The 11,463-nt window shown below is 68.8% G+C and carries 11 protein-coding genes and 1 pseudogene; 1 reads left to right on the forward strand and 11 read right to left on the reverse strand.

Annotation, left to right across the window (positions count from 1 at the left end):
* The coding region (locus AC31A1_RS35885; RefSeq protein ID WP_489657330.1) for an allophanate hydrolase-related protein at positions 1 to 953 on the forward strand (953 nt) is incomplete at its 5' end.
* A gap of 79 nt (positions 954 to 1,032) precedes the next feature.
* Here AC31A1_RS35885 and AC31A1_RS35890 read toward each other — a convergent pair.
* From AC31A1_RS35890 to AC31A1_RS35940, 11 genes and pseudogenes are all read right to left on the reverse strand, one after another.
* Positions 1,033 to 3,897, reverse strand: a complete 2,865-nt coding sequence (locus AC31A1_RS35890) for a DEAD/DEAH box helicase (RefSeq protein ID WP_489657331.1) — start codon at positions 3,895 to 3,897, stop codon at positions 1,033 to 1,035.
* A gap of 85 nt (positions 3,898 to 3,982) precedes the next feature.
* Positions 3,983 to 4,945 carry a twin-arginine translocase subunit TatC gene (gene tatC / locus AC31A1_RS35895; RefSeq protein WP_489657332.1) on the reverse strand — a complete coding sequence of 321 codons (963 nt, stop codon included), beginning with the start codon at positions 4,943 to 4,945 and terminating at the stop codon, positions 3,983 to 3,985.
* A gap of 48 nt (positions 4,946 to 4,993) precedes the next feature.
* Positions 4,994 to 5,275 (reverse strand): Sec-independent protein translocase subunit TatA, encoded by a 282-nt coding sequence (tatA, locus tag AC31A1_RS35900; protein WP_033283742.1) that lies wholly within the window; start codon positions 5,273 to 5,275, stop codon positions 4,994 to 4,996.
* A gap of 259 nt (positions 5,276 to 5,534) precedes the next feature.
* Entirely contained in the window at positions 5,535 to 5,729 is a 195-nt protein-coding gene (locus AC31A1_RS35905; RefSeq protein ID WP_366495623.1) for a hypothetical protein, read from the reverse strand.
* 19 nt (positions 5,730 to 5,748) lie between these two features.
* On the reverse strand, positions 5,749 to 6,051 hold the full coding sequence (locus AC31A1_RS35910; protein WP_489657333.1) for a hypothetical protein: 303 nt from the start codon (positions 6,049 to 6,051) through the stop codon (positions 5,749 to 5,751).
* 128 nt (positions 6,052 to 6,179) lie between these two features.
* Entirely contained in the window at positions 6,180 to 7,196 is a 1,017-nt protein-coding gene (locus tag AC31A1_RS35915; protein WP_489657334.1) for a helix-turn-helix transcriptional regulator, read from the reverse strand.
* Positions 7,197 to 7,215: 19 nt separating this feature from the next.
* Entirely contained in the window at positions 7,216 to 8,169 is a 954-nt protein-coding gene (locus tag AC31A1_RS35920; protein WP_489657335.1) for a helix-turn-helix transcriptional regulator, read from the reverse strand.
* Between the two features lie 132 nt (positions 8,170 to 8,301).
* Entirely contained in the window at positions 8,302 to 8,673 is a 372-nt protein-coding gene (locus AC31A1_RS35925; RefSeq protein WP_033283738.1) for an FKBP-type peptidyl-prolyl cis-trans isomerase, read from the reverse strand.
* A 93-nt stretch (positions 8,674 to 8,766) separates the two neighbouring features.
* Positions 8,767 to 9,780 carry an FKBP-type peptidyl-prolyl cis-trans isomerase gene (locus tag AC31A1_RS35930; protein ID WP_489657336.1) on the reverse strand — a complete coding sequence of 338 codons (1,014 nt, stop codon included), beginning with the start codon at positions 9,778 to 9,780 and terminating at the stop codon, positions 8,767 to 8,769.
* Positions 9,781 to 9,921: 141 nt separating this feature from the next.
* A complete protein-coding gene (pafA, locus tag AC31A1_RS35935) occupies positions 9,922 to 11,283 on the reverse strand; it encodes a Pup--protein ligase (protein ID WP_043681683.1) in 1,362 nt (453 codons plus the stop codon).
* A 9-nt stretch (positions 11,284 to 11,292) separates the two neighbouring features.
* Positions 11,293 to 11,463: pseudogene (locus AC31A1_RS35940) on the reverse strand (MFS transporter); the annotation flags it as partial.

Genomic DNA, 11,463 nt, shown 5'->3' on the forward strand with positions numbered 1-11,463 from the left:
CCCCACGAGACCAGCTGGGCGAACTGGACGAGGGCTGGGCGGAGGCTTACGAGGAAGCAGTGACCCGCCTGTCCGACGCGGGCGCCGAGATCCGCACCCTGGACCTCACCCCTTTCACGGAAGCGGCGGCGATGCTCTACGAGGGAGCGTTCGTCGCGGAGCGCTACACAGCGGTAGGGGCATTTGTCGACAAGGCGATCGCATCCGGCGCCGAGGGCCTGGACCCCACAGTCACCGGCATCATCACCCGAGCCCGGGACATCCCGGCCCACCAGCTGTACGCGGACGAGGAACGCCTGGCGACCCTCCGCACCCGAGCCCTGTCGGAACTGGCCGACGCGGACGCCCTGTTGCTCCCGACCACGCCGGGCCACCCCACCCTGGCCGAGGTCGCCGCCGACCCCCTGGGCGCCAACGCCCGCCTGGGCCGCTTCACCAACTCCACCAACCTCTTCGACCTGGCAGCGGTGGCAGTCCCGTCCGGCGAGGTGAACGGCCTCCCCTTCGGGGTGATGCTGATCGGCCCGGCATTCACGGACGACCGCTTGGCCACAATCGCCGGCGCCCTGAACCCAACGGTCCAACTGGCGGTCGTAGGAGCCCACTTGACGGGCCAGCCCCTGAACCCCCAACTCCTGTCCCTGGGCGCCCGCTTGGACCGCACGACTACGACGGCCCCGGTCTACCGCCTACATGCCCTCGCCACGACCCCGCCGAAGCCGGGCTTGGTGCACGTGGGCGAGGGCGGAGCGACGATAGAGACAGAGGTATGGCGCCTACCGGTAGAGGGCTTGGGCCGCTTGCTGGCGACCCTGCCCCGCCCGATGACACTGGGAAGCGTTGAGCTGGCGGACGGTACAAGTGTGCCGGGTTTCTTGTGCGAGCCGGCGGCGCTGGAAAACGCCGAGGACATCACAAACCACGGCGGCTGGCAACCGTACCTGGGCTCTTAAAGAGGCACAAGGCCACCCCCCTAGGGGCGCGGGGAACTGCGCGACCAGCCACAACGCACCCGCACCCGCCAACGAACCCTCACCCCACCGACGAGTAGGCCACAACCCCCCGCAACAACAACTCAACAGCCTTCCGCGCATTCTTCGCCACGGTCGACGACGCCTCGCCCCCAGTAACCGGCGCCGCAGCAGAAATCTGCCCCAACACATCGATCACCTGCTTGCACCACCGAACAAAGTCCCCGGCCGGCATCTCCACCTCCCGAAGGACCTCGTCCAACCCCTTCCCACTGGCCCACATGTACGCGGCCCAGGCAAACCCGAGATCAGGCTCCCGCTGCCCAACCCCCTCGGTCTGAGTGATCCGGAAGTCCTCCTCAAGGGCATCGAGCCGCCCCCAGATCCGCACCATCTCCCCGAGCGCGGCCTTGGCCGCACCCGACGGCACCTTGGGAACCGTCGCATCGTCACTGACCCGCGCCTCGAACACCAACGCCGAGACACACGCGGCGAGTTCGGCGGGAGAAAGCCCCTCCCAAACCCCCTCGCGCAGACACTCACTGGCGAGCAGATCAAGCTCGCCGTACAGCCGGGCCAGCCGCTTGCCGTGCTCGGTGACCTCGTTGCCCCGCAGGTAGTCCAGGTCGGTCAGCAGCGCGACGATCCGGTCGAAGGTCCGGGCGATCGTGTTGGTCCGCCCCTCGATCCGCCGCTCCAACTGCGTCGTGTCCCGCTGCAGCCGGTGATACCGCTCGGCCCAACGGGCGTGATCCTCACGGTCGCTGCACCCATGACACGGATGCGCCCGGATCGCCGTACGCAACTGTGCGATCTCCCGGTCGTCCGCGGCCTGCGAGCGCTGCTTGCGGGCCCGCTCCGGCGGGATGTGCCCGGCCTTGGTGCGCAGCGCGGACGCCAGGTCCCGACGGGACTGCGGGGAACGGGGGTTGAAGGACTTCGGGATCCGCATCCGGTCCAACGCCTCGACGGGCACGGGGAAGTCCATCGACGCGAGCCGCTTGACCTGCCGCTCCACCGTCAGGACCAGCGGACGCGGCCCGTCGTGCTGCTCGAACCCGCGATGGCCGTTGGACCGCCCGGCGGGCAGTCCCGGGTCCAACACCAGTGCCAGACCGGCGTACTTGCCGGTCGGGACATGGATGACGTCTCCCGGCTTGAGCTTCTCCAGCGCTACGGCGGCCTCGGCGCGCCGTAGCGCCACGCCCTGGCGGGCCAGCTCGGTCTCGCGGTCCTTGAGCTCGCGGCGCAGCCGCATGTAGTCGTCGAAGTCGCCCAGGTGGCAGGTCATGGAGTCCTTGTAGCCCTCCAGGCCCTCCTCGTTGCGCTGCACCTGCCGCGAGATCCCGACGACCGACCTGTCCGCCTGGAACTGCGCGAAGGACGTCTCCAGCAGCTCCCGCGACCGGTGCCGCCCGAACTGCTCGACGAGGTTGACCGCCATGTTGTACGACGGCTTGAAGCTGGAGCGCAGCGGGTACGTGCGCGTGCCGGCCAGTCCCGCGAGGTGCTCGGGGCTTATCCCGCGCTGCCACAGCACGACGGCGTGGCCCTCGACGTCGATGCCGCGGCGGCCGGCCCGGCCGGTCAGCTGGGTGTACTCGCCGGGGGTGATGTCGGCGTGCTGCTCGCCGTTCCACTTGACGAGCTTCTCCAACACCACCGAACGCGCGGGCATGTTGATGCCGAGCGCCAGGGTCTCCGTGGCGAACACGGCCTTGACGAGCCCGCGCAGGAACAGCTCCTCCACGACCTCCTTGAACGTCGGCAGCATGCCCGCGTGGTGGGCCGCGATGCCGCGCTCCAGGCCTTCCAGCCACTCGTAGTACCCGAGGACATGCAGGTCCTCGTTCGGGATGGACGCCGTGCGCTCCTCGACGAGGGCGCGCACCTTCTCCCGCGCCTCGTCGTCGTTGAGCCGCAGCCCGGCGTACAGACACTGCTGTACGGCGGCCTCGCAGGCGGCGCGGCTGAAGATGAACGTGATGGCGGGCAGCAGGTCCTCGTTGTCCAGCCGCTCGATGACCTCGGGGCGTCCCGGTGTCCACACCCGCGAACGCGATCTGCGCTCCCGCTCCCGGTCGGCCTCGCGCATGGCACGGCCGCGCTTGCGGTCCTGGTACGAGGGGCGCTGGGCCTCCATGCGGGCCAGGCGGGTGAGGTCGGGGTTGACGGCCTTCTTGTTGCCCTCGCCCTCCTCGAAGAGGTCGTACATCCGCCGCCCGGCGAGCACGTGCTGGAACAGCGGCACGGGCCGGTGCTCGGAGACGATCACCTCGGTGTCGCCGCGGACGGTGTCGAGCCAGTCGCCGAACTCCTCGGCGTTCGACACGGTCGCCGACAGGGAGACCAGGGTCACCGACTCGGGGAGGTGGATGATCACCTCTTCCCATACGGCGCCGCGGAAGCGGTCGGACAGGTAGTGCACCTCGTCCATGACCACGTAGCCGAGGCCGAGGAGGGTCTGCGAACCCGCGTACAGCATGTTGCGCAGCACCTCGGTGGTCATCACGACCACCGGGGCTTCGGAGTTGACGCTGTTGTCGCCGGTGAGCAGGCCGACCTTGTCCGCGCCGTAACGGCGGCACAGGTCGGCGTACTTCTGGTTCGACAGGGCCTTGATGGGGGTCGTGTAGAAGCACTTCTTGCCCTGCTGGAGGGCCAGGTGGACGGCGAACTCGCCGACGATCGTCTTGCCTGAGCCGGTGGGCGCCGCGACCAGCACGCCCTTCCCCGCTTCGAGCGCCTGGCAGGCCTCGATCTGGAAGGGGTCGAGACCGAAGTCGTACATCTCGCGGAAGTCCGCGAGCGCGGTGGCCTGCTCGGCTGCCCGCAGGCGGGCTGCCGCGTACCGCTCGGCCGGGGAGAGGTCCTCTGTCATCGTGCTTTCGAGCGTACCGGGCGCCACTGACAACAGGACGATCATTATCCGTTCCCACCGGTCCTCCACACACGGAGACCGGCCGCCCGCACTGCGGGAACGGCCGGTCTCGGCGGTGTTCGGGAGGTGATCAGGTCACGTCGTCATAGCCGTTGACCCGGTCGGAACCCGTTCCGCTCGCCTGCTCGGGCAGGGCTGCCCGGCCGGCCGAGACGGTCTCGACGTCGCCGATGTCCTCGGGGGTCAGGTCCAGGTCCGAGGCCTCGTCGTCGTCCGGTCCCTCCGCGTCGCGGCGGCGCTTGCGCCGGTCGTTGAGCAGGGAGAAGACGACAGCGGCGAAGTACAGCACCCAGATCGGCCCGGCCAGCGCCAGCATGGTCAGCGGGTCGGTGCTGGGGGTGGCGACGGCCGCGAAGACCGTGATGCCGAGGATCATGGCGCGCCACCAGCCGAGCATCCGCTTGCCGGTCAGCGCGCCCGTAAGGTTGAGCATGATCAGCAGCAGCGGCAGCTCGAAGGAGAGGCCGAAGACCAGCACCATGCGCGTGACCAGGTCGAGCAGGTCGTCGAGCGGCAGCAGGTTGTTGACATCCTTCGGCGTGAAGCCGATCAGGACCTGCGCCGTGGTGGGCAGCACCCTGTAGGCGAAGTAGGCGCCGCCGAGGAACAGCGGGACGCCGGTGCCCACGAAGGAGAGCGCGTACTTCTTCTCGTTCTTGTGCAGGCCGGGGGCGACGAAGCCCCACAGCTGGTACAGCCAGACCGGGGAGGCCAGTACGACACCGGCCATCAGGGACACCTTCAACGCCAGTGTGAACGGCGTCAGCAGACCGTTGATCGTGATCTGCGCGCACGGCTGGGACGTCTTGGACGCCCTCGACAGCTCCTCGAAGTTCTGGGAGCAGCCGACCGAGTGCAACACCGGCTTGGTGATGATGTTGACGATGTCGTTGTAGAAGAAGGCGGCCACGCAGGTCACCACGATGATGGCGAGCATCGCCTTCGCGAGCCGGTTGCGCAGCTCGCGCAGATGGTCCGCGAGGGGCATCCGCCCCTCGGGGTCCTTCTCCTTCGTGCGGGCAGACTTAGGCAACCCACGTCCTCATCTCGTGCGGCAGGCCGAGGGGGTCCCGGCCCTGCGTCAGCGCTTGGTCGTGTCCGACGGCTCGGTGACGGGACGCGCACTGGTCACGTCGCCGGGGGCCGCCTGGATGGTGCGCTGCACGGACTCGTCGGTGTTCGGCGGGCCGGCGGGGGTGGGCGTGGTGTTGCCCTCTTCCTTCATCGCCTTGGCTTCGCTCTTGAGGATGCGGGCGGACTTGCCGAGCGAGCGGGCCATGTCCGGAAGCTTCTTCGCGCCGAACAGGAGCACGATGACGACGAGGATGAGAATGATCTCGGGTGCTCCGAGCCTTCCGAACATAAGTCTTTACCTTCTCACCGAGGCGGCTGGGGTGGGGTGCTGTCCGATCGGTCGGACATCTGTCCGACCTTCGTGCTGCCAGCGATCGTAACGCTCAGGGGTAAACGTGAGGCAATCCCCGTGCGTACTCCCGGTCCGCGCTCCGGGCCTCGTTATCCGGACCGCGATCAGCAGCGTACCCGCCTCCACCGACAACGTGACAGGGCAAAGTGACGCGAAGCGCATGAGGTGCGCAACTCACACCCCGCCCATATGTGACTCACAGTGCGTCCACGGAACGCGCCGTCGACACCGCCGCCCGCTCCAGGTCCTCGGCCGCCCGGTTGATGCGGTGCGCGGCGTCCGTGACCTGGAGTCCGAGCCGCCGCGCCTCCAGGAAGACCCGGACGGCGAGCACGCCGAGCACGGCGAGACCCAGGAAACCCACTGCTACCGCGACCATCGCCCAGAACATGGGGCGAGCCTAGACCCTGCTACCCGACGGAGGTCAGCCGCAGGGTCCTGACCCCGCCGCCGGTGAGCAGCTCGACGATCCGCTCGCCCGCGGGCTTGCGAACGGCCGCACCGCAGTCGGGGCAGGTGAAGGAGTAGAAGGTCGTGCGGCTGGTGGCGCCGATGGCGAGGCGCAGAGCGCTCGCCGCCAGTTCGAAGTTGCTCCGGCAGTCCGGGCAGCCCGCTCTGAACATCACGGGGACCACGCTCTTCATCCCGGCGAACGCGGCGGCCACCGTCATCTCCGGACCACCCGGGACACCCGTCGTCGTCGACTCGCTCACAGCCCCTGCTCCTCTTTCCTTGGTCGTTCGCCTCCGGGGCGCTTTCAGCCGTTACCGAGAGGGCGACCGTGCTCACCCCTTCGGGCCTCCGCGCGCTCGCCCTCTCGGTAACGGCGCGCCCCTACGGCTCACTCCGGCCTCTCGTCAACACCGTGCACTGCGTCAACAACACCCTGCGGACCGTCGTACGCCGCCAACGCCTCGCGTGCGGCCTTGCGGGCGCTGTCGGCGAGGTCGCTCGGGGAGACGATCCGGCCGTCGCGCCCGAGCCGTAGGGCCAGGCGTCGCAGGGACGTCGGGTCGGGGGTGCGCAAGGTAATACGCAGCCCGCCGTCGGGAAGCTCATCGGCACTGTCGTGCGGGTAGTACTCGGCGACCCAGCGCCCGCCCGGACCGACCTCCACGACGACCTCGGGGTCCTCGGCGGCGGGCTGCACCAACGCCTCCGACAGGTCCCGCAGTTCGATCTCGGGCGGTGCGGACGGCTCGTCGAGGATCTTGATCTCGGCGACCCGGTCGAGGCGGAAGGTGCGACGCGCCTCGGAGCGCCGGCACCAGGCCTCCACGTACGTGTGCCCGACGCTGACCAGCCGGATGGGGTCGATCTCACGCTCGCTCAACTCGTCGCGGGCGGGCGAGTAGTAGCGGATCCACAGGCGGCGCCGCTCCGAGATCGCGCGGTCGACGTCCGCGAAGACCCCGCCCTCGGACTCGAAGGTCACCGAAAGGCGTGCGCTGGCCCCGGCCGCCTCACCGGCCGCCGCCTCCACCTTGGCGTTGGCCCGCAGCAGCGCCTGCCGGTCGCTCTCGCGCAGGCCCGGGAGGGTCGATACGGCGCGGGCCGCGACCAGGAGCGCGGTCGCCTCATCGGCGGCGAGCCGCAGCGGTTCGGCGACGTCGTCCGGGTTGTGCCACCAGATGCGGTCGCCGTCGGTGTCGATGTCGAGCAGGTCGCCGCCCCTGAAGCTGGTCCCGCACATGGGCAGCACGTCGAGGTCGGAGACCAGCTCGTCCTCGGTGATCCCGAAGGCACGGGCGACGTCCTCGACGCGTGCTCCGGGGCGCTCCTTGAGATAGGTCACCAGGGAGAGCATCCGCCGGGTCTGGTCGATGGCGTTGACGGGCCTGACCGGTTTGCCTGCCACAGTTCTCTTCCGCTCCCCCTCAGCCCTTGGCCACGGCACGCAGCCGGTCCACCACGTCGGCCCGCAGCTCGGCGGGCTCCAGGACGACCACGTCGGGCCCGAACTCCACCAGCCAGGCGTCCAGCCCGTGGCCGTACGGAATCTCCAACTCGTCCCAGCCGTCCCCGAGTTCCCGCACCGTCGCGGCTTTCGCCCGCAAGGGGTAACCGGAGCCCGTGCGCAGCCGGATCAGCGCGGTGCGGTCGGCGGTCTCCCCCGCCCAGCTCGCGACGGTCTCCCGTACGGTGACGACGTCGGGGATGTCCGCGGTGAACCGCCCGTTGCGGGAGCGCACCTTGCCGGTGATCCGGGACAGCCTGAACACGCGCTCGGCGCCCCGGTCCCGGTCCCAGCCCGCGAGGTACCAGTGACCGCGCCAGCACTCCAGCGCCCACGGCTCGACGTTGCGGGGTTCGGGGCGGGCGGCGGTGGCCTTGCGGTAGTCGAAGACGACGGGACGGCGGTCGCGGCAGGCCAGCATCAGCGGCTCGAACGACGCCTCGTGCACCGGGATGCGCGGCTCCAGGGCGCCGTGCGGCTCGTACGGGTCCAGGTCCTCGGGCATCCCGGCCGCGCGCAGCTTCTGCAGGGCGCCGCTCGCGGCGCCGGCGAGCCGGGCCTGCTGCCACACCTTGGCGGCGAGACCGAGCGCGGCGGCCTCCTCGGCGTCGAGGGTGATGGGCGGCAGGCGGTTGCTGTCGCGGCGGGCGAGATAGCCGACCTCGCCGTCCAGGTTCTCCACCGTCTCGATGACGAGCCCGAGTTCGCGCAGATCGTCCTTGTCGCGCTCGAACATCCGGTTGAAGGAGTCGTCGCTGCCCGCTTCGAGATAGGCCTCGATGGACTCGCGCAGCTCGCGCTTGCTGAGCGGCCGCCGTGTCCCGAGCAGGCACAGCGCGAGGTTCATCAGCCGCTCGGCCTTGGCAATGGCCATCGACGCCCTTCGCCTCCCTGTATGTGCTTACGAACGATGACCGTACCGCCCCGCGGATGCCTGGCAAAAGCCGAGGGCCCATGCCTTCGCAGGCATGGGCCCCAGGTGATCGGGTCCGGTCGGAACCGGTGATCAGACGGCGATGAGGTCGACCACGAAGATCAGGGTCTCGCCCGGCTTGATCGCCGGGGTCGGGCTCTGGTTGCCGTAGGCGAGGTGCGCCGGGATGGTCAGCTGGCGGCGGCCGCCGACCTTCATGCCCTGCACGCCCTTGTCCCAGCCCTTGATGACACGGCCGCCACCGAGCGGGAACTTGAACGGGGTACCGCGGTTCCAGCTGGCGTCGAACTCCTCGCCGGTGCTGAAGGCCACGCCCACGTAGTGGACGGTGACGTTCTGGCCCGCCACCGCGATCTCGCCGTCACCCTCCCAGAGATCCTTGATCTCCAGGTCGGCCGGGGCTTCGCCCTCCGGGAAGTCGATCTCGGGCTTCTCGATGCTCACGTCTCTGGCTCCTGCTATGTGTACGACAAGACAACTCGGACAGTCTCGCATCCCGGCCGGTGTCGCGCTCCGGCCAGGCCGATCCCGCAGGGGTCACATGGCGGCCAGGATGTCCACGGAGAACACCAGGGTGTCGCCCTTCTTGATGACGCCGCCGCTCGGCGGGGTGTTCCCGTAGGCCAGGTCCGCGGGCGCGACGATCATGATGCGGCTGCCGACCTTCTTGCCGGTGATGCCCTGGGCCAGGCCCTTGACGACCGACTCCATGTCCTTGATCGCGAACTGGCTCAACCGCCCCTGGGAGTACGTCGATTCGAACTCCTTGCCCGTGCTCCAGACCACGCCCTTGAACTGGCAGAGGATCGACTGGGCCTCCTTGACGACGGCTCCGTCGCTCTCCAGGACGTAGTTCGACACCAGCTTCTTCGGCGGGTCCGCCTTCGGGACGGTGACCGAGGGGGCCTTGCCGTCGGTGTTCGTGCCGACCTTGGGCAGATCGGCGTCGGACTGCGCGACGGTCGTGCCCTTGGCGGAGCTCTTGGCGTTGAAGGCGTCCTGGATGTCGATCACGAAGACCAGCGTGTCGGTGCCCTTGATGCCCGCCTGGGGGCTGCCCGCCGCGCCGTACCCCCAGGTCGGCGGAATGGCCATCTCGACGCGGCTGCCGACCTTCTTGCCCGCCAGGCCGTAGCGCCAGCCGTCGATGATGCCGCCCTGGGCGAGCTGGATGACCAACGAGGTGTTGCGGTCGTAGGAGTTGTCGAAGACCTTCGCCGTCGACCAGATCTGGCCGAGGTAGTTCACCTTGACGAAGTCGCCTTCCGCCACGGCCTTGCCGCCGCCCGCGATCACCGTCTTCACCGCGAGGTCCTTCGACGGATCGCCGCTGCCCTTGGCGACGGTCGGCTTCTCGTCGAACTTCGTGCCCGCGGTGATCGCCGGCAGCGGACCGTCAACGAGCTTCGGCGGCGGCACGGTCGAGGCCGAGGCGGACGGCGAGGGCGACGGCGACGCGCTGGCCTTGCTGGAGGAGGAATCGCTGTCACCGCACCCGGCGATCGTCACAAGTCCTGCGGGAACAGCGATGAGTACGGAGCGTCGGCGCACGGTGAAGGCCTCGTATCGGTCGATCTTGTTGATGGCGTGCGCGCAACTCTACGGCGTGGCACGGGCCCCGTACGTGAAACGTACGGGGCCCGTGTGGCGTACCGAATATGTATCCGGACGTCGGTATCCGGATGTTTTTGCCTACATTCCGGCGATCAGTTTCTCCACCCGGTCGTCCACGGAACGGAACGGGTCCTTGCACAACACCGTGCGCTGGGCCTGGTCGTTGAGCTTGAGATGGACCCAGTCGACGGTGAAGTCCCGCCGCTGTTCCTGAGCCCTGCGGATGAAGTCGCCGCGGAGCCTGGCCCGAGTGGTCTGCGGCGGAACGGACTTGCCCTCGAAGATCTTCAAGTCGTTGCAGATCCGGGCGGCTTGGCCCTTCCTCTCCAGGAGGTAGTAGAGCCCTCGGCGACGGTGGATGTCGTGGTAGGCGAGGTCGATCTGCGCCACCCGCGGGTGGGACATGGTCATGTTGTGCTTCGCCCGGTACCGCTCGATGAGCTGGTACTTCATGACCCAGTCGATCTCGGTGCCGATCCGGTCGAGGTCCTCGGCCTCGATCGCGTCGAGCGTGCGGCCCCACAGTTCCAGGACCTGCTCGACCGTGCCCGTACGGATGCCGCGGCGGTCGACGAAGTCCACGGCCTTCTCGTAGTACTCGCGCTGCACCTCGATCGCGGAGGCCTCGCGTCCGCTGGCCAGACGCACCTTGCGCCGGCCCGTGATGTCGTGGCTGACCTCGCGGATCGCCCGGATCGGGTTCTCCAGGGTCAGGTCGCGCATCACCGTGCCCGCCTCGATCATGCGCAGCACCAGGTCGGTGGCGCCGACCTTGAGCAGCATGGTCGTCTCGGACATGTTCGAGTCGCCCACAATGACGTGGAGACGGCGGTAGCGCTCGGCGTCCGCGTGCGGTTCGTCGCGCGTGTTGATGATGGGCCGGGAACGCGTCGTCGCCGAGGAGACGCCCTCCCAGATGTGTTCGGCGCGCTGGCTGACGCAGTACACGGCGCCGCGCGGAGTCTGCAGCACCTTGCCCGCGCCGCACAGAAGCTGACGCGTGACCAGGAACGGGATGAGGATGTCCGCGAGCCGGGAGAACTCGCCGTGCCGTGCCACCAGGTAGTTCTCGTGGCAGCCGTACGAGTTGCCCGCCGAGTCGGTGTTGTTCTTGAAGAGGTAGACGTCGCCCGCGATTCCCTCCTCGTGCAGGCGTCGTTCGGCGTCCACCAGGAGTCCTTCGAGAATGCGCTCGCCGGCTTTGTCGTGGGTGACCAGTTCTGTCACGTTGTCACATTCGGGGGTCGCGTATTCCGGATGTGAGCCCACGTCGAGATAGAGCCGGGCGCCGTTTCGCAGAAAGACATTGCTGCTGCGGCCCCATGACACGACACGGCGGAAGAGGTACCGAGCCACTTCGTCGGGAGACAGACGCCGCTGTCCCCTGAACGTACACGTGACGCCGTACTCGTTCTCCAGCCCGAAAATGCGGCGGTCCATGACTGAACATTACGCCCGATCGCCTGTGCTGAAACGGGGTTCGGCAGCACGGTTTGGATCATTTTCCGATGAAGCCGCAACCACCGCACCCCCGGCGGGAGCTGCGAGGACCCGCCCGGTGGCCAGCAGAACCAGCAACGACACAGCCCCCGCGACCCCCGGCACGGCGAACCCCCACAG

Source organism: Streptomyces sp. P5F9 (genome assembly GCF_057961495.1).